The following is a 20,581-nucleotide window of genomic DNA, read 5'->3' as shown; positions in this document are numbered from 1 at the left end:
GCCAAGTCTGCAGAGAAAGAGAGAACTCCATGAGCAATGTCATGTTCACCTCCAATGAGGCCGAGGCCGAGGTCGCCGCAGAGATCGAGCAGAACTACGCCGAACGCTGCGGCGCCATGGCGGCGAAGGTCGAAGCTCTCGTCGCTGCCGTCTCCCGCCAAGACGAGTCCTGGGTGACTGCTCGCGAGGACCTGAATTCCTGGGCGCAAGCCTCAGTGACGAGCGCACTGCGGGCGGAGGCCGCCCATATCCTCACCGCGGCTAAGCAGCTCGAGAAATCTCGCGCACTCGCCGAGGCGATCGACGCCGGATCCGATGTCCTCGCTTCCCTCTTCGCAGACCTCGCAGGCGCCGCGGATGCCGTTCGTGCCGCAGGGAGCGCCCAGGCCGCTCGGTCGGTGTTCGACCTGCACGCCGACAATGTGACCACACGCCTCGTCCTACTGCTGGCAGGTGAATCAAGTGTGTCTCTGGCCAAGCTCTGGACCCAGACATCGGCCGACACTGGTGCCGGCGGCAAGGACGCCGATGCCGACTCTGGCGCATCTGAGCAGACCGGCGACTGCGCACACAGCTGCACCTGCGGAGAATCCGCTGGTCCTGAATACCCGGAACTGGATGTGCGGACCGTTCCGCACGCCATTCGCCACGCAACCGTCTTCGGCGCCCTTGACTCGGTGTCAGCCGGCAATGGGATGGTTCTCTTCGCTCCTCATGATCCCCTGCCACTCCTGACTCAGATCGACCAGCGCTATTCGGGCGGCTTCTCAGTCGACTACCTTCAGCGCGGCCCCGAGGCTTGGCGCCTCAAGTTCGTCCGCGCCTGAAGGCGAGGGAGGAGAAGAATTTAGCGCCACCGGCGGGAGATCAAGTCATCCCGCCGGTGGCGCGGTCTATGGGGCGCGAGACCTCAGCAGAAGTTCTGCGCAGCAGTGATGAAAATCTATACCGCCCGGCGTGGAACTGCAAACAGTGCGACTCGCGCGCATGACTCCGAAACTACACGGATGGCATTCGATCTTCGTGTGCAGAGTTATCCACAGATTCGAAAATTCACTGGATTCTTCATTCGACTACAGATAGGTTAAAAACAAATCCAGCTGTGAGAAATATGATTCGTATTCTGTCCGCCAGGGGTTCAACGTGGAAGCCACCGAGGTCATCAAGAGCGAAGTGCACAAGAGGATCAGAGACCTCGATGTGGACCCTCGCGCCGATATGCAACGCTCACGCGAGGTCATTCGCACGGTCATCTCTGAGTATGACGAACGCAGCCTCGTCGCGGATCTTCCGCCCTTGGAAGACAAGGAAGCAACGTTTCGTTCCATTGACAATCAGCTCTCGGGCTTCGGTGCACTGCAGGACTATTTCGGGCTCTTCATAAATAGGGCGGTGGGGCGGATCCCGAGCCAGGGGGCGAAAAAGTACGGGACCTTGGATGCAATGATGTAGGTGTTCAAGACTCCATCACGACCCAAGGTCCCTCGTGTACAACTTTACCCCGCCCTGCCTCGACACCGCACTTGCCCTGCCCGAACTCGGCCTCACCGCGATCGGACAACACCACACGAGCAGGCATCTGACCGTGCTGTGCCTGATCACCGGCCACAACGATTCCTGCCCCGACTGCCGACAACGAGGACTGGTCCGATCGACGAGGATCCGCAAACTCATCCACTCTCCGATCGGGCTGACATCGGTGACGTTGGCCATCAGGGTCCGCACCTACATCTGCCCTAGCTGCCACCAGCGGTGGGCACAGTCACCAGCGAAGGCCTGCGTCGGTCGGTCGAAACTTTCCCGTACTGCACGTCTATGGGCTCTGAAGTCCGTGGTCATCGACAAGATGAGCATCCACGTCATCGCAAAGAACCTCGCCACGTCGTGGAACACCGTGTGCTCAGCCGTCCTCGACCTCGGCCGCAAACTCCTCATCGCTGACGCCTCGCGGCTTGATGGTGTGTCCACGATCGGCGTCGATGAGCACTGCTGGTCCCACCGCGGCATCGACCGGTGGGTGACTGTCATCGTTGATCTCACATCCCGGCCGGCACGACTGATCGACATCGTCCCCGGCCGCTCGGCTGAAGCCTTCAGCAACTGGCTATCAGACCAGCCCGATGCGTTCAGGGACGGCATCGATCACGTCGCGATGGATGCCTTCGCAGGGTACAAGAAAGCTGCCACTGACGTGCTGCCAGAGGCAACGACGGTCATGGACCCTTTCCATGTTGTTGCTCTCGTTGGCACCAAGCTTGATGAAACGCGGAGGAGACTCCAAACCGAGATCCATGGGCATCGGGGCCGGTCGGGTGACGACTTGTATGGGATTCGGAAAACGATCCGCACCCGGGTGGGGCTCCTGAGCGACAAGCAAAAACGTCGCCTGAACAGTGTCTTCGCCGCTGACAAGCATGCTGCGCTGGTGGTGTGTTGGCAGTTCTACCAAGACACGATCAGGGCCTATGCTGCCGCGCCGAAGAAGGGCAAGGCGATCATGGCCGGATTGATCACAAAGTTGGCCGCAATGATCCCGGACGAGCTGAAAGAGCTACGCAGTCTTCGGACGACGTTCCAGCGCCGGCGGGCCGACATACTGGCGTATTTCGATCATCCGGGAACGTCGAATGGGCCTACTGAGGCGTTGAATGGAAGGTTGGAGCATCTGCGCGGCATCGCGTTGGGGTTCCGCAATCGAGGGAATTACCTCATCCGATCGTTGCTCCACGCTGGTGGAATGGACCGACTCCTACAGCCCTATTTATGAAGAGCCCTATTTCGATGACCCGCGGGTCGAAGAGATCTGGGTCAACTCTTCGGATTGATGCATCAGTGCAGGTCAGTGCCTGTTTGTGACTCCGCAGTCCGCACAGGGTCCGCGAGAGTCTCAGCGAACACCGACTCGATGGCGTTTCGAGTCCGATCTTCTGCGGACGGCCAGAGGTGCGAATACGTGTCCAGGGTGACGCTGGCCGACTTGTGGCCCATCGCCCTCTGCACGGTCACGACGTCACAGCCGGCGGCGATCAGACCCGATGCGAAGAAATGCCGGAGATCGTGCGAGCTCACATCGAGGCCCGCCTTTGTCGCTGCGGCCTCGAATCGATAACCGAACTGTCGAGGCCAGATCGGCCCGCCGTCCTTACCCATCAGCAGCCATTGGTCTTCGCCATAGGTGCCGAACTCCTGCAGGTGCTTCGACACTTCGGTGAGCACGGACTGAGGCAGGAAGATGACCCGCTCGGAGTTGTATTTCGGTGCTCTGATCTCGATGGGATGAGGCGACCGGCGCTGCACCTGCCTCTGCACGTAGACCTGCCGCCCCAGGAAGTCGAAGTCAGGTAACTGCAGACCGGCAATCTCGCCCTGCCTCAGGCCCGCGAAGGCACCCATGATGATCGCCGGCCGGAAGTAGGGATCAGCAGCATTGAGAAGCGCATTCACCTCTTCTCCGGTCGGGATCCGCATCGTAAACTCTCGATGCCGCTTGCGCGGTTTCTTGACTCCGCGGGTTGGGTCAACGGCTATGAGCTGGTCACCGATCGCCGCGGTGAAGACGGAGCGGGCGAGGCCGAGCCTGTTGCCGATCGTCTGCGGCGCGAGCCCCGCATTCGTCATCGTCTTGATCCAGGTTTCGACGTGGCTGCGCTTGATCTTGAGCAGCGGGACGTTGCCGAATGTGGAACCGTACCCGATCAGGTCGAATGAGTCCCGGCTACCGTGAGTCCATACCTGCCGAGCTGACCAGGACTTGTAGAACTGGCTGAACGTGACCATGCCGGCCTTGGGGTCGACGTAGTCACCACGAACGACAGAAGCGGTTACTGTGGCGAGCCACTGTTCAGCGTCGCGCTTGAGGGTGAAGTGCCGAGCGTGCTCTTTGTCCTCGGCGTCTCGGTAGCGCGCCCTCCACTTGCCGTTAGCTCTCTTCTGGATCGAAGCCATCGCGCACCTCCGTGCTGCGGAATACATCTTCCATCATCTGCTGGTGGCGCGCATCGTTCTCGGGATCAGGTAGCTGCTTCCAGTCGTCGCGAAGGAGACGAATATCCAGGGCCAGCTCCATGTCAACTGGCGATTCTTCGCCCGTGGCTAGATCTTCGATTCTGCCGTTGTCCCAGCCGTTAGATAGGACAACGTCGACTATGTCCTTCAATGTCATGTTGGCAAAGTCGAGCACTTCCCGGCTCAAGGCATCGCGTTTGGATTCAGGTATCTGCTGGCGGTTGCTTGGGTCCTCGAGCCACTTGCCCGCGTTGAACAGCCTCTCTCGCCTAGCCGACCACTCTACGAGCGCGTCTATCAGCTGGTCGGCGCTGCGACCCCCCTCTGCAAGCTCGCGGCGAGTCCAAACATACGCATCGGAGCCGGCTTGATCTTCGAGCAAGTCCAGGACGGACACGCCGAGGATCATGGCGAGGTCTCTACCTTCCGCCAGCTTCAACGCCCTGTCACCCTTCTCGACAGCCCAGACGGTCGCCTGTGACCACTTGTGCCCGAGCTCCTTCATCGCTTTCGCGACGGCGGTCTGGGCGGTGCTCCCCCGTGCGGATTTCACGAGTTCACCGATAGCCCGGTCGTCGGGCCGCGAGCTTGAGGATTCAGCCATGCACATCAGTGTACTAGAAAATCCATTATCGGGTCATTGCATTTCTCTCGAAATGTGTGCATACTAGAAATGTCAGTAACGCACTACTAGAAACAGAGGTTAACATGAAGGCGGTCCCCACTGCTGAACGGTTGCTCTACATCGACGAAGTCGCAGAGATCCTGCGCAGAACCCCCGCGTCCCTTCGTTTCATGATCCAGAAGGGCACAGCGCCCCCGTCCGCGAAGATTTCTGGTCGGCGAATGTTCCGTGAGTCCGAAGTCAGGGATTGGGTTGAGGCCCAGTTCGAGGGCAGTGGTCCCCATGGATGAACTGATCTTGCCGTCGAAGGCATACGAGAAGCATCTCGCCGAGGTCCAGGACTTTCTGGCTTCGGTCGGAATGGTCGCAACGGCCCGCTGCCAGTACTGCGGCGCCGCGATCTCTGACCCGAAATCCCTGACCGCCCGCGCCGGCTCTGTATGCCGGACCCGCCACGCAAAGAACGACCCCGGTGCGACTCCCGCCAAGAAGTCACGCACCGAGGCCGCCTGAACACTCTGGAAGGAACCAGAAATGAACACCCTGAACGATACAACCAATACTACAGTCGACCACGGACAGACCGAATGCCACTGCCCTGATGACAGGTGCGCCGGCGTTCATCACCCGATCGGCGAGACCTGCTGGTGCACCCGCGTCCTTGACCGCGAAGTCGATGAACTCGTTGAGTCATTGACCATCATCAACGGCGGCGAGACCGACCTCGGAACACGCATTGAGTATGACGATTCGCCCGAAGAGCGTATCCACCAGAAGGCCATCCTCGACGACGACGCCAAGACCGTCACTATCCATTGGGATAGCGCCATCCAGATCCTCGACTTCACGGTGCCTGCCATCAAGGAGCCCACGCCGAGCCAGCAGGACTACATGGTTAGGTTCATCGCCAGAGCTGCCGTCTTCGGCAATCTACCGAACAATCGGACAGTATTCTTCAGCGCTGACCTGACAGGCGAGCTCGAAGAGGTGAACGAGAAGATCGAGCATCCCGAATGGTGCGTCAACGACGGCGACTGTTTCGCCATGCACACAAGTGCGCTCATCGAACATTCCGCAAAGACCGAACATCTCAAGACTGACACCATCAAGGCTGAGTCCCGACTCGAAGTCATCGTCCAGCACGCCGATTACAAGGAAGATCTCGACGCGACGATCATGCCTTGGATTGAAATCAAGGAAGGGGCGGAATTCGAGCCTGTCACCCTCCATTCGGAACCTACCGACCTACGTGCCCTCGGCCATTTCCTCATCGAGCAGGCCGATCGCATCGAGACCATGATCAACGAAATGGGGGTGTCAGCATGAGCACTCCAACCCCACTCGACGCTCTCAAGCACGTCTCCCTCGCTGGCATCGACATTCTGGACTACGTCGCCGAGGATCTGGTCATCAACTACGACGTCGACGAAGACGGGCACCTGCTCAAGATGCTCGACAACGTCCGTGAATCCATGCACCAGGCGCTGCAGTCACAGGTGTCTTACCGGCTGACCGAGCTGTCCGGCCCCGTCGTTGTGTCACAGGTTCCTCACTCGAACACCTACGAGCAGGCCCGCTTCTACTCGGACGGTACGCCGGTCTACTACGACGAGTCTTGCACCGTCCCGATCCAAGACGAGGACGGGATGACGCACCTGACCCCATCCACGCGCCGCGTGTTCAGGCCAATGCCGAACGGTGGTGAGCCAGCATGAACTGCGACCTCCACCTCGGTTTCCATCCTGGCTGCAAACAGTGCGCCAACGACAGGTTCGAGACTCTCGAATGGCTTCTCAGCCTTGGCGAAGTGTGGGCAGACATGACCGTTCGTCGCGCCGGGTTCCCGTCCCTCAGCGCAGCCCATCGCGCCGCCTACCGTGCAGGACGGGCTGACCTTGTGGCACGGCTCAAGACCAACCGCGAAGGGGTGGCGCTCGGTGTCTGACAAGATCTACTTCACCTACGACGAGGACGGCCATATCGTCGGCATCGGTGACGCCACGGAAATGGCAGAGGTGCAGAAGCAATTCTTCCTCGGCATGATCGACCTCATCGGCGACGACGTCGCACAGATCGAGGACATTATGCCCTACCTCCAAGGCATGCCAGCCGACATGATCCGTCCAGTCGTCGCGGTGACCGTCTCCCAACTGCTCACCATCATCCGTAGCTATACCGACTTCATCGAGCGCAACGGCATCGAGTCCAAGGCAGCGTTTCGACAACGGTGGCACGAGACCATCAGCGGGATGGACGAGGGTGATGCCGATGGCTGAGCACCCGCCCTTCCCCGCCGTCCCGTCATCGTGGGATGACGTCGCGTTCGCCATCGTCAGCGGCTACCGGCAGGGATTCGACGAGGGACACGAAGCGGGCCATCGTCTCGGCTGGAACTCGGCCCTGGCTCGCGCCAAGACCAACGAGGCGGCATTCATTCGCGGCATCGTCGATGACTACCGACGCCGGGAGCTCGAAGACGAACACATGGACACCAGCGACTACCGCGCATGGATCAAGCAGCTTATCGAGTCGGTCGACGCGAAGGCTCGCAGAGACGAATGGGATGCCCGAGCCCGCCGCGAACGCGTCAACAATCAGCAGAGGAATTCAGCAGCATGACAGACGTCTTCAACTACAGCCCAGAGGAACTGGCAAGCATGGGCCCCGAAGCCATCCCACGGGACTCATGGCCAGAGCCGACCCCCTTGCACCAGAAACCGGCAGTGCCGACGTTCCCGATCGACTCCCTGCCGCCGGTCATCGCTGACTACGTGACGACCCTCGCCGAGGCCACGCAGACCCCCATCGACATGCCCGCCTCTGTCGCACTGGGAAGCCTCGCCGCGTGCGTTGCTGGCCGTGCAACCGTGCAACCGTCCACCGGATGGACCGAACCCCTCTGCCTGTACGTTGTCACCGCCATGGAGCCGGGAAACCGGAAGTCTGCCGTGTTCTCTGCGATCACATCACCCATCCGGGAAGTCGAGAAGGAGCTCATTGAGACTGCCCGTCCGATGATCGCCGAAGCCGAGGCGCTGAAAGAGATCAAGGAGGGCAACCTCGGCCGGTTCAAGAAGGCGGCGATCGGCAAGCCCAGCGCTGAGAACGAAGCTGAATACCTGCAGGCGGCACGAGAGCTTGCTGAGTTCTCCGTCCCTGTGCTTCCTCGAATCCTCGCAGACGACGCCACGCCCGAAGCCATCGGCAGCATCGCGGCGTCTCAGGGTGGCCGGCTCGCCATCGCTGCCGCTGAGGGTGGCATCTTCGACATCTTCGCTGGTCGGTACTCATCCGGTATCTCGAACCTCGAAGTGCTGCTCCGCGGTCATGCCGGCGACTCGTTCACCGTCGACCGCAAAGGCCGGGAGTCTGAGCACATCGACAGCCTCACTCTCACCTTCGTGCTCACTGTGCAGCCGTCTGTGCTCCGGCAGATTGGCCAGACGTCTGTGGAGAAGTCTCGTGGCGAGCTGGAACGCTTCCTGTACGCCGTCCCTGACTCTCTCGTGGGCTATCGGACCATTGACCCCGTACCAGTGCCCGGAGACGTTGCTGGGCGCTACCAGGACCGCATGCGGACGTTGGCGCGGACGTTCGCCCCCGACGATCACACCACGTTCCTCAGGTTCGACCAGGACGCTCGTGTCCGGTTCGCAGAGGTGCAGGCGAAGAACGAGCGCCGCCTACGTCAGGATGGCGCCCTCGGTAGTCTCCGGATCAAAGGGTGGGGGTCGAAGCTCAGTGGCGCGGTGGCACGTATCGCTGGCATCCTGCATCTCGCCGACGGCCGGGAAGGTACGGACGTGGCCGTGGATCTCGTCGACGCAGCCGATCGCATCGGTGACTACTTCGCCATCCATGCACTTGCCGCGTTCGACCTCATGGATGCCAAGGGTGAAAACGCGAAGGCCGAGGAGTTGCTGACCACGATCAGGCGGTATGGGTTGCACGAGTTCTCCGAACGGGACCTGTTCACGAAGTCGTCACGCTCACGGTTCCCGAAGATGGCGGACATGGCAGAGCCCATGGACACGCTGCTCGATCACGGATGGCTCGTTCCGCGAGATCAGGAGGCCCCTCAAGGTCCCGGCCGTCGGCGGTCACCGCGATTTGTCACTCATCCGAGGGCGTTCGAGGTCTCTGCTCGGCACTCGTCTTCGAGTTCTGCGGGTTCTGCGGATTCTGCGGCGACCTCCGCGCATAGGAATTACACACAGGGACTCGATGACGAGAGGAAAGCCTCATGAGCAAACCAACCACCTCATGGGTCGATGACAACGGATGCTACTGGCCGCGCACCGGGAGGTGGTGCTTCCGGTGCAACCTCCCCCTGTGGAGGACAGACGGCGCCACCGAGTACCACCCGACATGCGAACCAATCACCCTTCACTCCTCCGAGACCAGGAAAGAGATGTGACATGACCACAGACAGCCCAGCACCGTGCCCATCGTGCAGTACGCCCACGAGACCCTACGACACCGAGCCCTGGCCCGAGATGAACGAGGTCACCTACGCCTACGAATGCCAGTGCGGAAACGTCTGGACCGAAGCAATCCGGACGGGGATGTGATGAGCATGTCCATGGCTCCGGCCTTCACCTGCAATGCCTGCCACCGCGTCATCGGGCAGGACGAGGGGCACAACGTCACCGACGACCACCGCCTCATCTGCTATCCGTGCCTGACCACCACACCACTGCACTCGCGCTGGTACCCCCAGTGCCCGAACGGGTGGCACGACATGTACGACCACATCCGCTATGTGTCAGGCAACCGAACCAGCACTGCGATGCTGCTCGGCTGCTGGCACCCGACACGCTCAACATCGGAGGCATCATGACCAGTTTCCTCAGCAAAGAGATGAGTGACCGTGGGGTGCGTGACTCGGTATCAGATCCACCGACCGGGGGAAGTCACCATATCCCCTGGTCAGACGAGCAACGCGCACAATCTCACCGAGACTCGACCCTGGATCACAGCTATTTGGAGTCACCCCGAATCGACGTAAACGTGGGGTTCCTGATCGCAGGCGGTGAGTGCTCATGATCGTCAACTGCACAGCATGTGGAGAGCTCCTCGGCAGCGTGTTCATCTTCGTCGACCGCCACACCCGCCTCTGCCTCGACTGCGGAGAGAAGCGCACCGCAGCGATCGACCGACACCCGGCCGGCAAGCAATCGCGAGAGCCATGACCACGCCGCACAATCCGCACAAACCGCAGAACCCCACCAAGCACCGAGAGGAAACCGAACCTCATGAACCGTGACCCCAATGCCGTCGACAGTCGCCGCCGAGGTGAGCGCCACGTCGACCAGCGCCTCATGAAGGCCCCCGGCATCATCTACGTCGACTACGATGTCGCCGCCATCGCCGATCAGCTGCACACCATCGCCGGCACGTGGCCCAAGATCGTCGATGTTGACGATGCCACCTTCTGGCCCATCGTCCACCGGCACAAGTTGCCACCGCTCAACGAGGCCGACGTGCAGGACAAGATCGACCGCTTCATCAACTCACCGGGCACATTCGAGGAGAAGGTTCAGTACGTCGAGAAACGCTACTCACGACGGGTTCGCTATCGGATCGTCGGCGCTCTCGGCGATCACATGTCCGAAATCATCCGCAAACGCCGTAAGGCACTCGAAGCCCGGGCGACCGAACCGCGGTCAGTCTTGGCCCGCAACCTCGGCATCACCGAAAGGAGGTGAACAACCATGAGCAAGAATGTTCGCTGGAACCCCGGCAAGGACCCCATTCCGATCATCAACGACGCCGCCCAGCGCGGTGTGGGACTCGCAGCCGAGCATGTCCTCGGTGAGGCAAGGAAGCAGGTCCCGCACGAGGAAGGCACCCTTGAGCGGTCAGGCCGCGCCGCCAACGAACTCAACGGCAACGTCGCACGCGCTGCGGTCGGATTTGATACCGAGTACGCGATCGACCAGCACGAGTCGATGCACTACCGGCACAATAAGGGCCGCAAAGCCAAGTACCTCGAGGATCCCCTTAATAGCAGTAAGGGCACGATCCGCGAGATCGTCGCCGCCGCAATCCGAAAGCAACTGTAAAACCCAAAGACAGGAAACGCCCATGCCCCCGAACCCACCACCCGACCGAACAGGCACACCACTCCGAGACGGTGCCGTAGACCCCAGGCCCGACGACTACCTCGGACCATCGAACGCCGGAGAAGCGGACCCACACGGCCCCCTCGTCGTCAATCCTGGCCTACCCGACGAATGGCCCACCTACTCAGCGTGGCGTGCCCACGTCATCGGCCTCGGCCTCCCAGACCCCGGACCGCACCGGCTCGGCGAACACACCAACTGAACCACCCCACCGAAAGAGAGAACACCATGAACACCAGCAAGCAGCAGATCAGCGCCACAGCGAAGGCGTTCGGCGACGAGCTCCACGCCGCTCGCAACTACACCAACCCCGACCTCACGGACGAAGGCCTCAGCAAGCAGCGCGAGCTCCTCGTCGATCGAGTGCGAGCCAAGTACGGCAAGGAGGTCGACGGCCACCGTTCGGCCCTGTACCTCGACCATGATCGTTCGGCGTTCGACAAGTACCGTCCCAAGCTCGATTGGAACAATGCCGGAACCGTCGCCAAGGCCAAGGCCAAGTGGGAAGCTGTGCAGACCAAGCTCAACGCGGGCCTGAGCATCGGCCAGATCATCGACAGCGCCGACGACACCACGCTCGCCGCCATCAACGAGTTCTGGACAGACCACGCCGAGGCCCAGCAGGCCGCAGGGACGAGCCGAGGCCAGCAGTACGAGGCACCGGACACCACCGCCGTGCAGAGAGCCGTCGAGGACCGCGCAGCCGATCTTGGAGGCAACACCGGCAGAGGTGCCCTGGCAAAGTCCCGTCAGGCGGCAGGTCTGCACGCCTACGCCGAGGTCACTCTCAATCACCTCGACCGGGCGGTCGCTGGTCAGGTCAATGGCGTCTCCGACCTGCACTCGGCCCTCGATGCCCAGCAGGCCGAGCAGCATGCCATGTCCGGTGGTGCTGGCCTCATCGCCAACCATGACGCCAACGCCTCGGCTGATACCGGAGAGGGTGCCGCCGCCGTGTCAGAGTGACCCGGTAGGCTAACCAGCGAAGCGCCCCCCAGGGTCGGACTACCTCCAAGTGGAACGTGTGCAGGGGGCGCTTTCGTGTGCCCAGAACAGACTGTTGCGAACTGTTCCGATGCAAAAACGCACGCACGCGAATGAAGGAGTCTCGGTGCTCGTTCGGACGGGTCGAACGCAAAACGTGCGCGCACGGAAACAGAGACTTCGCACGGTGCGAAACCAAAAACGTGCGCACGCGAATAACAGGGTGAGAGTCACGGAACCTTCGACAAAAACGTGCGCCCGCGAGTCTCGTCCGTACGTCCGCAACCCAAAAACACGCGCACGCGGATTAGAGGTGTCGGAACGGTTCCGTCGCAAAAACACGTGCGCGTGCGGACGAGTTGCGCACGGTGCGCAGCCAAAAACACGCGCACGCGATATATCTGCGTAATTGCACAGTTCGGAACGTTTAGTGTGCATTCGTGCAGGTACAATGGAAGTAGACCTATCAGCTCACACTTGGGGGAAAGGAGGCGGTGACGTATCGCTCTCTCAGTTGGCGAACTCACCGCCTTCATATCCGTCGACTCCACGAAAGCCGACAGAGGCGTCTCAGGCTTCGTGAACCGCATGGCCTCGGCCGCTGGCACCGCAACCTCGAAGTGGAGCTCAGTCGGTTCCACCTTCCAGAACATCGGCAGCAAGATCTCCAACGTCGGTGGAAGCCTCACAAAGGGCATCACTCTCCCCGCAGTCGGCGCCGCCGGTGCAGTCGGTGGCATCACTGCCGCACTCGGCTGGGGACGCCTCAAGTCCCTCGATACTGCGAAAGCGCAGATGCGTGGCCTCGGGTATTCGACCGACGACGTCAACCGCATCACCGGCCAGCTCACGAATGACCTTGAGGGCGGCATGATGACGATGGCGGAAGGCACATTCGCCGCTGCCAACGGCATGGCTGCAGGCGTCAAGGAGGGTAAGGAGCTCACCAAGTACGTCCAGCTCATGGACTCCGCCGTCGTCTCCGGCTCTGGCTCCTTCGACGAGATGAATAAGATCTTCGGCCAGACCGCAGACCTCGGGCACCTCACCGCCACCAACTTCGACATGATGACCGAGCGGCTACCCGCCTTCTCCAAGAATGCGAAGGATCACTTCGGGGTCAGCGGGGAAGCCCTCCGCGAGATGCTGAACAGCGGCGAAGTGTCGATGGATGACTTCCTCGCGATCATCGACGACGGTTATGGCGGCATGGCCGAGGAGATCGCCGGCACCTGGGAGGGCATGGCGAAGAATGTCCAGAACTGGGTCGGGATCATCGGCGAGACACTCCTCGGCGGAGTCTTCGAGCAGTCCAAGGACAGCATCGAGGAGTTCATCGGGTGGCTGACCTCTGACAAGGTGCAGGCGTGGGCATCCGAGGCGTCGACGGTCATCAGTGACGTGTTCGCGAAGGTCCTCAACGCCGTGAAGTCGGTCATCGAGTGGTTCGCTGGACTCCCCGCGCCCATCCAGAAGGCGATCGTTGTCATCGGTGGCATCGCTGTCGCAGCCGGGCCGGTGCTGCTGATTCTCGGTTCCTTAATCTCCACTGTTGGCACTATGATCACCGCATTCGGTGCCATCGCCGGCGTTATCGCGATGATCCCAGGGCCGCTCAATATCCTTGGTGGATTGTTCCGAATGATCAGCCCGTTGCTTGGCCTCATGAAGGCGGGGATCATGCTCGTCAGTGGTGCGCTCAAGGGTCTATGGCTGACCATGATGGCGAACCCCATCGTGCTCATCATCGCGGCTGTCGTGGCCGTGGTCGCTGCCCTGGTGTGGTTCTTCACCCAGACCGAGACGGGCAAAGAGATCTGGTCGAACTTCATGGACTGGCTCGGCACCGCGTGGGAGTGGATCAAAACGACCGCGGTCACCGTGTTCAACGCGATCGTCGACACCATCACCGGCGCCTGGACCTGGATCAAGGACAAGACCACGGAGATCTGGGACACCGTCGTCAACTGGATCAAGGACAACTGGTCCACCATCGTCGACTTCCTCGCACTCCTGAGCCCGGTCACTGCCGTCATTCGACACTGGGACAAGATCAAGGCCGTGACCTCGGCCGTCTGGACCTGGATCATCGAGAAGATCAAGGGCGTGTGGACCTCGATCATCACTGCGGTCACGAATGCTGTGGACAAGGTCAAGAACTGGATCTCGGACGCCTGGACCATGATTAAGTCGATGACCGCGAAACTGTGGAACGGGATCAAGATGGCTATAGCTCGCGCCATCATCTCCGCAGTCCGGACCGTGCAGGACAAGGTGCAGCAGATCAAGAACTGGATCACGAACACCTGGAACCGGGTCAAGAACACGACCTCGAATGCATGGAACGGCATCAAGAACGCGGTACGCAATGGCATCAACGGTGCTGTGAACTTCGTCCGCCGACTCCCAGGGCGGGCACTGTCCGCCCTCGGCAACATCGGGTCGAAGCTCTACAACTCCGGCAAGGCCATGATCGACGGCTTCAAGGACGGCATCGTCAATGCCTTCAACAACGCGGTCAATGCAGTGAAGAATGGCCTGAACCGGATTCGCAATTTCTTCCCGTTCTCACCGGCCAAGGAAGGCCCCTTCTCAGGCAAGGGCTGGACGTTCTACTCCGGTCAGTCGATGTCGGAGGGCCTCGCGGACGGCATGGCATCGGGAACGTCGGACGTGGTGCGACAGACCGATGCACTCATGAAGGCCGCGGCGTTCGATGCACCGAGCATCCCCGGGATGACTCGACCGAGCAGCAGCGCCTCGGGCCTGGACGAGGACACCGGGCCGACGAGCAACATCAACTTCCACATCACCAACCCGGTTGCCGAGCCCACGTCGGAGACCGCACGTAAGGCGAGCGCCTACATCGGTGTGAACATCTGACCATCTTGCTGACGTCAGCAAGATGGTCGCAGTCAGCGTTTCAAACGCGAGATCCATCTCGGATTTGAAATCCGACCTCCGCATTTCAAATGCGAAAGTGCATCCCGCATTTCAAATGCGACTTAGCAGCTCTCTCGCCTTGCGCTTACGTTCAGCCAGCTTCCCCTGAGTCGCACCCGGCCCGCGCCGCTCAGGGGGACATGCGCGCTCCCACCGCTCGATGAGGTCAATCTCGGCCTGGTAGTCCTTCCTCCGTCGAAGGATCACAGCGGCCCGGTGAGTGTATCCAGGGGCGGGCTCTCGGCCTGAGAAGCGTACACCACGTTCGGTAGCCGCGATGATCTCCATCAGCAGTGCCAGGGCCTCATCGTCCTGCTTCTCGGCGCGCAGCTGATCGAGCACTGGCACCCACTCAGTGAAGTGGTAGCCGGCCACCTGCTCGGCCTGGCTTCGGAGGGCATCGTGCCGCTGCAGGTCCTCGAAGCCGGCGCCCGCGGTTATATCTGGCCGAGGGTAGACAGGCGGCATATCTGGCTTCGGCGGCAGGTCACTACACATGCTGAAATCATAGATGCTCGAGGCTCGGTCTGCCTTGAGTCCGCAGAGAGTCCGCAGAAAGGTCATCACAACACACCAACCGACCATCAAGGACCACATGTTTATGCAGGTCAGACATAGTGAACTATAACGGACAATCAAAACCAATCAGATTACGGGAGATCTGGGTCAACTCACCGTAACAAACTTATTAATCAATCCTCGGCCAGGCGAACTCGTCCAGGATCAACTGAAGATCCGACTTGCAGGCCCGGTCACAGCTCGCCCAAGATCCGGGAAGTGCGGAAACTAGAAAGTCTTCACGATAGACTTGCCTGGAACTGCGACTCCGTGCGCGGATCGCTCGAAGGGCCCTCCTGCCGTTCAAATGTCGTCTTTAGAAGGAATTTCCGAGTGTCTATTGCGCCTCCCGTGGTCTCCCCTTCCGTCGTCCCTGTCGGGTCCGTTCCAGACGGCAAAGTGTCAGACTTCCTCACCGGCAAATTTGTGAATGACACGCCAGAGGAGTACGTTCGGCAAAATATCGAAAAGGCGCTCGTCCGACAATATAGATACGCACCATCGGATTGTGCCTCTGAGTTTTCTATCCGAGTCGGATCTTCACGGAGACGTGTCGATATCATGGTTTTCGACAAAGGCACCGATCATACTCAGGCCAACGCCTATATTCTCGTTGAAACGAAGAAAGCTGATATAAAGCCAACCCACAAAAGTGAAGGCATCGGACAATTACAGTCCTACATGGCGTCGTGCCTCAACGCCCAGTACGGCATGTGGACCAATGGCACCGACCGATTCTGTTTCGCGAAACGCGACGACGGCAAAGGTGGGTGGTTCTTCGAAGACATCATCGATATCCCAGCTTTTGGTCAAGCCGAAGCAGATGCCCAGCGCCCCAAGCGTAAGGACCTCAAAGTCGCGACGGCGGACAACCTGTTGTTTGCTTTCCGAAGATGCCACAACTACATCGCAGCTCACGAGGGCAAACAAAAAACCGAGGCGTTCTGGGAACTACTCAAGCTCATCTTCACCAAAATTGAGGATGAGCGGTCCCCGAAATTGAACTTCTTCGCGACACCGTCCGAGCGCGGTAGTGCGACTGTGGCCTCTGCCGCAAAGAAGCGCATCCAGGGTCTTTTTCAGCAGCGCGTAGTCAAAAAATACCCGACCATCTTCGACGCAAAGGATGCCGACATTGATCTCAAGTCCGAGGTCGTCGCGTACGTGGTCACGGAGCTGCAAGGATTCTCTTTGCTCCGTTCTCCAGTCGATGTAAAAGGCGTCGCCTACGAGGAGATCGTCGGGTCGAACCTGCGCGGTGACCGTGGGGAATTCTTCACACCTCGCAATGCTTGCCGTATGGCTGTTTCAATGCTTGACCCACAACCGAATGAACGAATTCTCGACCCTTCTTGTGGGACAGGCGGCTTCCTCATTACTGGAATGAACCATGCACTTGAGTACATCGAGAAGACAGAGCGTGAGCAGTGGGTAGACCCAACGCATGGTAGTGATTTCGAGCGCGACGAACTCTATCGACGCAGAGACGAATATTTTCGTCAATGTGTCTTCGGCATCGACCTAAATCCTGCTTTAGTGCGGGCCGCGAAAATGAACATGGTCATGAATAACGATGGCTCCGGCGGCTTATTCCAAGCCAACACTTTGGATAATCCTCATAAATGGTCTAATAAACTGCACGATGCGATCACGCTAGGTTCTATCGACGTAATAGTCTCAAATCCTCCGTTCGGTGCAAAAATTCCAATTGACGACGAAGGCACGCTTTCTCAGTACGACCTAGCGGCAGTGTGGGACATCGACATGGACGGCAAGTGGTCGATTCGGCTCGACAAGAACGGTAACCGCGTCCTACAGAAGTCTCAGCCTCCCGAAATTCTTTTCATCGAGAGAGCCCTCCAACTGCTCGTTCCCGGGACAGGAAGGATGGCAATGGTTATCCCAAACGGCATACTCAATAACCCCAGCACGGCCTACGTACGGAATTGGATCTTGCGAAAGGCTCAAATTTTAGCTGTGGTGGACATGCATCGCGACCTGTTCCAACCAGGAAACGATACGCAGACTTCAATGGTCCTCATGCGCCGTCTCTCGTCCAATGAGGAGGAGACCGCGGAGAACGACGGACTGGACTACCCGCTATTCATGGCAGTTGCTGAGAAGATCGGACACGACAAGCGGGGCAGCGTGATTTGGCGACGAACTGCGGACGGATCGGACGCACTTATCAAAAGAGTTGAAACTATCGCCGAAATCGACCAAGAGTCCGGTAGTGAGGTTCTCCGCGAGATCGAAGTGACCGAACGCCAAGTAGACGATGAACTGCCAGAGGTGGCTGAGGCCTACCGGAACTGGCTAGGTGAACAGAGATGAGACTCGCCCCCGTCCGCTCAGCTGCGCTCTACGAAGGCAATCGCATCGACGCACGCTACTTCACGTCGACCGCAGTCCGCATCAAGGTTGTGTTGAAAAATGCAGCCGAGGTGGACCTGCGAGCAGTTGGCGACTACGCGAATGTGCGTGCTCCGGCACGATTCAAACGGGCCTACGCTGCCCCAAGCGAGGAATACATATCCTACTTGCGTCCTTATGACGTGTTCGAATTTCTTCCGCCAGAAGCCGACCGCCTGTCGATCAAACGCACGGAAGACCTGGAAGAATATCGGATCCAACCAGGTGACCTGCTACAGACATGTTCCGGCCGGAACTTGGGGCCGCTCACTATTGCTGATGACTATCTGGCTCGGTTCGCTCTGTCACACGACATGATCAGGGTGACCATTGCCGACGAAATGGACCGCTACTATACACTGGCTGTCCTACAGTCCCCGACTGGCCAGGCCCTGCTTCGGGGAGACCTAAACGGTTCTGTTATCGACCACATCACGATTGGGCAGGTCTCAAACGTCGAAATTCCGTTTATTAGTTCGGTTCAGAACGAAGTAGCCAAATTGATGCGGGAAGCCGTCGAAACCCGTGGAAATGCACGCACCAAATTGCGTTCCGTCGTAGAACGTGTCAACGAAAAATACCCAAGTGAGCCGGTCGAGCCATACCGTGCCGGCTGGACCGTTAAAGCCAGCGAAATTGGTACTCGGCTCGACGCGGCTTTCCACTCGCAGCACATAGCTGATGTGCGTAAGCAACTCATGGATAATGGCGGGGGCCTACTCGGGGATGCTGCCAACGTCATTAAGCCAGGCGGTAGGCCAAAGTTATACTACGTCGGACCCGAGGAAGGGGTGCCATTCCTTTCAGGGCGACAAATCCTTCAGCTTGACGTCGTCGGCGCGAAGAACATAGCCACGCGCTCAGTCGACAAGAACTCGGGGTACGGGTTAGAGAAGGGTTGGATCACTTTCCAGGCTGACGGCCGCGCAGAGGAATCCCTGGGCTACCCGTCCGTGGTGTTGGAAGATAGAGCTGACTGGTTCGCCTCGGGCCACGTTGGTCGGGCTGCTCCGAAGAACGAAAACCATACTGGTTGGATCTGGGCTTCTATGGCGTCTGACATCGTCCAGCATCAGATCGCAGCACTAGCGTGTGGTTCAGTCGTAGACGCGCTCTATGAGTCCGACCTCGAGAAGGTAGTGATTCCACCGTTCGACGAGGTCGACGCACAGATGGCCCAGGAGGCATGGAACGAATTATCCGAGTCGGTACAGAAGAGCACAGAAGCGATCAAAAAGGTGGAATCAGCGCTGCAGCGTTTCGGAGTTTAAGAACGGCATGATGGCACCTCGGCTCCACGGCCACATCTATGCGTAGTGTAGGCCGACCGACTCGACGTGCTCGGCGCGCTCTTCCTGCAATCGAGTTACCTCTTCGCCGTCCGTCCAGGCTTCGGCGGGCCGAAGTGTTGCTGCAGCATAGCTTGCAGCCAATTTTTGGAACGCCAGGTTCACTCTCGCGCCATTCTCGTGCGAGCTGAACAAATAGGCACCGTCCCAACTTCTGAGCGGCGGTGCTGTCCATGGCTCTGCGAAACCACGCCATCCGCATGTACATGTCGGGACAAGGGCCCCTCTAGCTCCTCGAGAATTTTGTCGAAGCCTTGTCTGACCACGACATCGTCGATTTGAGAGCGGGCACCGGATATCTGTTCGATCTCCTGCCTGTCGGTGTGGGAGAGCGGCCCCTCGGGCCTGACTTGCACAGGTACGTGAGGTTTTCGTGGTTTCTCGACCTATTCGTGCTGGTCAGAGGACCGCTTAGCTCATGTTTGGGTAACTAATTTGAGCAGTATCGTGGGCATTCGTGCGCAAGGTGCCGACCGCGTCTGCCGCCACGGCTGTTCAGATCGCGGACTAGACGGGCGGGAAGTACCGAAACATCGAGTACCTCGGCTCGGCCCACTTGCCCGACGGCCTCGCGACTCTGGTCGAGGCCGGCAAAGCAAAACTGGCTGATCCCGGACAGGCCACACTTGACTTCGACACCGCGGACAAACCCCGCGTGACAGATGTAGTGGAGCGGTTTGCGATAGCACATGTGTAACGAAGTGCTGTACAACCTTGGTACATCATCGACACTAAATCTCGCATCTTCGGCGACAGCCAGTCGCAGCGTGACACTCGAATTGTCACCTCTCCTTGCATCAGTCCCTTTCGCATCCGCTACCGGAAACCGCTTCTCCATACACGGTGGTGGGTAACTAAACCTGCGGAACTCAGGTATATACTGTAACCATAGTTGTATCCTGTCACGTAGAAGGTCATGATGAAATGAAGAAGTCGGTCCCCGCGCTCCTTGTTGCCGGTGTGCTTACTCTTGTCGGTTGTAGCGGGGGAGATCCTCAAGCGAGTACGGATGCAACAGGGTCCGCTAAGCCATGTTTTCCTAACTCTGAAGTTGCTCAGCTTGCCTTTGAATGGCGGTTGACAGTAGCTGGTGACCGGGACAATCCGGACATGAGTGAAAAGGCTCAATACGCGGAGGAATACGCCCAAAGGGTCAAGGATATGTCGTGGGGAATCTCTGAGGGGTCCGATTGCATCGGCCACAGGGAGTCGCTGGTACTCACAAAAGAAGCTCTCATCCTTGCCAAGGCACTAGACGAAGGTGGAGCTTCAGATAAGGAGTACGAGAACACAGCGGAGGCCGGAGAAGGCTTCATGGAGGCGATGAGGTTGGGGGAACAAGGATACTCTGAAGATCAGATTGCATTCCCGACAGATCCGGAAGAGGCGCGCAACCTTATTCCCGGTCAAGGTAGCTAGAAAACGGGGAAGAAACGTTGGCTCAGCTGCAGGCCGGAATTTTTCAAGTCAAGCGGTACCAGGGTGAGTGAGGCAGTGGTTAGGCTGCCTCTGTTTCGGTGCCCTCCTTTGGTTGGTTGATCCATGCCGGTCCGGGTAGGGCCAGGATCTTGGGATCGGTG

Annotated in this window: 24 protein-coding genes; 21 read left to right on the top strand and 3 right to left on the bottom strand. The window is 59.4% G+C overall.

The window, feature by feature from the left end; genetic code table 11:
• The first annotated feature begins 29 nt into the window (after positions 1 to 29).
• From BANT918_RS14805 to BANT918_RS14795, 3 genes are all read left to right on the top strand, one after another.
• Positions 30 to 827, top strand: a complete 798-nt coding sequence (locus BANT918_RS14805; protein ID WP_167389493.1) for a DUF2249 domain-containing protein — start codon at positions 30 to 32, stop codon at positions 825 to 827.
• A 316-nt stretch (positions 828 to 1,143) separates the two neighbouring features.
• Complete coding sequence (locus tag BANT918_RS14800; RefSeq protein ID WP_208618136.1) at positions 1,144 to 1,452, top strand: hypothetical protein; 309 nt, start codon at positions 1,144 to 1,146, stop codon at positions 1,450 to 1,452.
• A 34-nt stretch (positions 1,453 to 1,486) separates the two neighbouring features.
• Complete coding sequence (locus BANT918_RS14795) at positions 1,487 to 2,767, top strand: ISL3 family transposase (protein WP_101620983.1); 1,281 nt, start codon at positions 1,487 to 1,489, stop codon at positions 2,765 to 2,767.
• Positions 2,768 to 2,829: 62 nt separating this feature from the next.
• On the opposite strand, the gene BANT918_RS14790 is transcribed toward BANT918_RS14795, so the two are convergent.
• The gene (locus BANT918_RS14790; RefSeq protein WP_233430530.1) at positions 2,830 to 3,945 is read right to left on the bottom strand and encodes a tyrosine-type recombinase/integrase; all 1,116 of its coding nucleotides are present in this window, start codon (positions 3,943 to 3,945) and stop codon (positions 2,830 to 2,832) included.
• Complete coding sequence (locus BANT918_RS14785; RefSeq protein ID WP_145996997.1) at positions 3,920 to 4,609, bottom strand: hypothetical protein; 690 nt, start codon at positions 4,607 to 4,609, stop codon at positions 3,920 to 3,922. The genes BANT918_RS14790 and BANT918_RS14785 overlap by 26 nt, the downstream gene beginning before the upstream one ends.
• Before the next feature lie 104 nt (positions 4,610 to 4,713).
• On the opposite strand from BANT918_RS14785, the gene BANT918_RS14780 reads away from it, so the two are divergent.
• From BANT918_RS14780 to BANT918_RS14715, 15 genes are all read left to right on the top strand, one after another.
• The gene (locus BANT918_RS14780) at positions 4,714 to 4,920 is read left to right on the top strand and encodes a helix-turn-helix transcriptional regulator (protein WP_101620981.1); all 207 of its coding nucleotides are present in this window, start codon (positions 4,714 to 4,716) and stop codon (positions 4,918 to 4,920) included.
• Complete coding sequence (locus BANT918_RS14775; RefSeq protein ID WP_101620980.1) at positions 4,913 to 5,143, top strand: hypothetical protein; 231 nt, start codon at positions 4,913 to 4,915, stop codon at positions 5,141 to 5,143. The genes BANT918_RS14780 and BANT918_RS14775 overlap by 8 nt, the downstream gene beginning before the upstream one ends.
• 21 nt (positions 5,144 to 5,164) lie before the next feature.
• Positions 5,165 to 5,956: a hypothetical protein gene (locus BANT918_RS14770; protein WP_101620979.1), complete on the top strand. Its 792-nt coding sequence runs from the start codon at positions 5,165 to 5,167 to the stop codon at positions 5,954 to 5,956.
• Positions 5,953 to 6,345 (top strand): hypothetical protein, encoded by a 393-nt coding sequence (locus BANT918_RS14765; RefSeq protein ID WP_101620978.1) that lies wholly within the window; start codon positions 5,953 to 5,955, stop codon positions 6,343 to 6,345. Before BANT918_RS14770 ends, BANT918_RS14765 begins: the two co-directional genes overlap by 4 nt.
• On the top strand, positions 6,342 to 6,575 hold the full coding sequence (locus tag BANT918_RS14760) for a hypothetical protein (RefSeq protein ID WP_101620977.1): 234 nt from the start codon (positions 6,342 to 6,344) through the stop codon (positions 6,573 to 6,575). Before BANT918_RS14765 ends, BANT918_RS14760 begins: the two co-directional genes overlap by 4 nt.
• Positions 6,568 to 6,906, top strand: a complete 339-nt coding sequence (locus tag BANT918_RS14755) for a hypothetical protein (protein WP_101620976.1) — start codon at positions 6,568 to 6,570, stop codon at positions 6,904 to 6,906. The genes BANT918_RS14760 and BANT918_RS14755 overlap by 8 nt, the downstream gene beginning before the upstream one ends.
• Complete coding sequence (locus tag BANT918_RS17260) at positions 6,899 to 7,249, top strand: hypothetical protein (protein WP_145996996.1); 351 nt, start codon at positions 6,899 to 6,901, stop codon at positions 7,247 to 7,249. Before BANT918_RS14755 ends, BANT918_RS17260 begins: the two co-directional genes overlap by 8 nt.
• Positions 7,246 to 8,877 (top strand): YfjI family protein, encoded by a 1,632-nt coding sequence (locus BANT918_RS14745; RefSeq protein WP_167389492.1) that lies wholly within the window; start codon positions 7,246 to 7,248, stop codon positions 8,875 to 8,877. The genes BANT918_RS17260 and BANT918_RS14745 overlap by 4 nt, the downstream gene beginning before the upstream one ends.
• Positions 8,878 to 9,200: 323 nt before the next feature.
• Complete coding sequence (locus tag BANT918_RS14740; RefSeq protein WP_009882724.1) at positions 9,201 to 9,470, top strand: hypothetical protein; 270 nt, start codon at positions 9,201 to 9,203, stop codon at positions 9,468 to 9,470.
• Between the two features lie 202 nt (positions 9,471 to 9,672).
• A complete protein-coding gene (locus BANT918_RS17475) occupies positions 9,673 to 9,822 on the top strand; it encodes a hypothetical protein (RefSeq protein ID WP_167389491.1) in 150 nt (49 codons plus the stop codon).
• A 63-nt stretch (positions 9,823 to 9,885) separates the two neighbouring features.
• Positions 9,886 to 10,338 carry a hypothetical protein gene (locus BANT918_RS14735; RefSeq protein ID WP_101620972.1) on the top strand — a complete coding sequence of 151 codons (453 nt, stop codon included), beginning with the start codon at positions 9,886 to 9,888 and terminating at the stop codon, positions 10,336 to 10,338.
• 6 nt (positions 10,339 to 10,344) lie between these two features.
• Entirely contained in the window at positions 10,345 to 10,695 is a 351-nt protein-coding gene (locus BANT918_RS14730) for a hypothetical protein (RefSeq protein WP_208618135.1), read from the top strand.
• A gap of 22 nt (positions 10,696 to 10,717) precedes the next feature.
• On the top strand, positions 10,718 to 10,957 hold the full coding sequence (locus BANT918_RS14725; RefSeq protein WP_101620971.1) for a hypothetical protein: 240 nt from the start codon (positions 10,718 to 10,720) through the stop codon (positions 10,955 to 10,957).
• A 26-nt stretch (positions 10,958 to 10,983) separates the two neighbouring features.
• Positions 10,984 to 11,721: a hypothetical protein gene (locus BANT918_RS14720; protein WP_101620970.1), complete on the top strand. Its 738-nt coding sequence runs from the start codon at positions 10,984 to 10,986 to the stop codon at positions 11,719 to 11,721.
• 606 nt (positions 11,722 to 12,327) lie between these two features.
• On the top strand, positions 12,328 to 14,622 hold the full coding sequence (locus BANT918_RS14715) for a phage tail protein (RefSeq protein WP_101620969.1): 2,295 nt from the start codon (positions 12,328 to 12,330) through the stop codon (positions 14,620 to 14,622).
• 111 nt (positions 14,623 to 14,733) lie between these two features.
• Here the strand turns inward: BANT918_RS14715 and BANT918_RS14710 are convergent, their stop codons facing one another.
• A complete protein-coding gene (locus tag BANT918_RS14710) occupies positions 14,734 to 15,180 on the bottom strand; it encodes a hypothetical protein (RefSeq protein WP_145996995.1) in 447 nt (148 codons plus the stop codon).
• A gap of 279 nt (positions 15,181 to 15,459) precedes the next feature.
• Here BANT918_RS14710 and BANT918_RS14705 point away from each other — a divergent pair, with 279 nt between their 5' ends.
• From BANT918_RS14705 to BANT918_RS14695, 3 genes are all read left to right on the top strand, one after another.
• The gene (locus BANT918_RS14705) at positions 15,460 to 17,574 is read left to right on the top strand and encodes an N-6 DNA methylase (RefSeq protein ID WP_324761576.1); all 2,115 of its coding nucleotides are present in this window, start codon (positions 15,460 to 15,462) and stop codon (positions 17,572 to 17,574) included.
• On the top strand, positions 17,571 to 18,923 hold the full coding sequence (locus BANT918_RS14700; protein WP_101620967.1) for a hypothetical protein: 1,353 nt from the start codon (positions 17,571 to 17,573) through the stop codon (positions 18,921 to 18,923). The genes BANT918_RS14705 and BANT918_RS14700 overlap by 4 nt, the downstream gene beginning before the upstream one ends.
• Before the next feature lie 1,188 nt (positions 18,924 to 20,111).
• Positions 20,112 to 20,420, top strand: a complete 309-nt coding sequence (locus BANT918_RS14695; protein ID WP_101620966.1) for a hypothetical protein — start codon at positions 20,112 to 20,114, stop codon at positions 20,418 to 20,420.
• Positions 20,421 to 20,581 lie beyond the last annotated feature (161 nt).

It is taken from the genome of Brevibacterium antiquum CNRZ 918, assembly GCF_900169145.1.
In the GTDB taxonomy this organism is placed as follows: domain Bacteria; phylum Actinomycetota; class Actinomycetes; order Actinomycetales; family Brevibacteriaceae; genus Brevibacterium; species Brevibacterium koreense.
The sequence above is the reverse complement of the archived record's forward strand: the minus strand, read 5'-3'. Positions and strand labels throughout refer to the sequence as shown.

Bases quoted from the DNA above. Each gene is read 5' to 3' on its own strand.
- BANT918_RS14790 (WP_233430530.1), bottom strand. From the start codon at position 3,945: ATGGCTTCGATCCAGAAGAGAGCTAACGGCAAGTGGAGGGCGCGCTAC.
- BANT918_RS14740 (WP_009882724.1), top strand. From the start codon at position 9,201: ATGAGCATGTCCATGGCTCCGGCCTTCACCTGCAATGCCTGCCACCGC.
- BANT918_RS17475 (WP_167389491.1), top strand. From the start codon at position 9,673: ATGATCGTCAACTGCACAGCATGTGGAGAGCTCCTCGGCAGCGTGTTC.
- BANT918_RS14725 (WP_101620971.1), top strand. From the start codon at position 10,718: ATGCCCCCGAACCCACCACCCGACCGAACAGGCACACCACTCCGAGAC.
- BANT918_RS14710 (WP_145996995.1), bottom strand. From the start codon at position 15,180: ATGTGTAGTGACCTGCCGCCGAAGCCAGATATGCCGCCTGTCTACCCT.
- BANT918_RS14760 (WP_101620977.1), top strand. From the start codon at position 6,342: ATGAACTGCGACCTCCACCTCGGTTTCCATCCTGGCTGCAAACAGTGC.
- BANT918_RS14715 (WP_101620969.1), top strand. From the start codon at position 12,328: ATGGCCTCGGCCGCTGGCACCGCAACCTCGAAGTGGAGCTCAGTCGGT.
- BANT918_RS17260 (WP_145996996.1), top strand. From the start codon at position 6,899: ATGGCTGAGCACCCGCCCTTCCCCGCCGTCCCGTCATCGTGGGATGAC.
- BANT918_RS14780 (WP_101620981.1), top strand. From the start codon at position 4,714: ATGAAGGCGGTCCCCACTGCTGAACGGTTGCTCTACATCGACGAAGTC.
- BANT918_RS14735 (WP_101620972.1), top strand. From the start codon at position 9,886: ATGAACCGTGACCCCAATGCCGTCGACAGTCGCCGCCGAGGTGAGCGC.
- BANT918_RS14775 (WP_101620980.1), top strand. From the start codon at position 4,913: ATGGATGAACTGATCTTGCCGTCGAAGGCATACGAGAAGCATCTCGCC.
- BANT918_RS14745 (WP_167389492.1), top strand. From the start codon at position 7,246: ATGACAGACGTCTTCAACTACAGCCCAGAGGAACTGGCAAGCATGGGC.
- BANT918_RS14770 (WP_101620979.1), top strand. From the start codon at position 5,165: ATGAACACCCTGAACGATACAACCAATACTACAGTCGACCACGGACAG.
- BANT918_RS14700 (WP_101620967.1), top strand. From the start codon at position 17,571: ATGAGACTCGCCCCCGTCCGCTCAGCTGCGCTCTACGAAGGCAATCGC.
- BANT918_RS14730 (WP_208618135.1), top strand. From the start codon at position 10,345: ATGAGCAAGAATGTTCGCTGGAACCCCGGCAAGGACCCCATTCCGATC.
- BANT918_RS14785 (WP_145996997.1), bottom strand. From the start codon at position 4,609: ATGGCTGAATCCTCAAGCTCGCGGCCCGACGACCGGGCTATCGGTGAA.
- BANT918_RS14695 (WP_101620966.1), top strand. From the start codon at position 20,112: ATGAGTGAAAAGGCTCAATACGCGGAGGAATACGCCCAAAGGGTCAAG.
- BANT918_RS14765 (WP_101620978.1), top strand. From the start codon at position 5,953: ATGAGCACTCCAACCCCACTCGACGCTCTCAAGCACGTCTCCCTCGCT.
- BANT918_RS14720 (WP_101620970.1), top strand. From the start codon at position 10,984: ATGAACACCAGCAAGCAGCAGATCAGCGCCACAGCGAAGGCGTTCGGC.
- BANT918_RS14805 (WP_167389493.1), top strand. From the start codon at position 30: ATGAGCAATGTCATGTTCACCTCCAATGAGGCCGAGGCCGAGGTCGCC.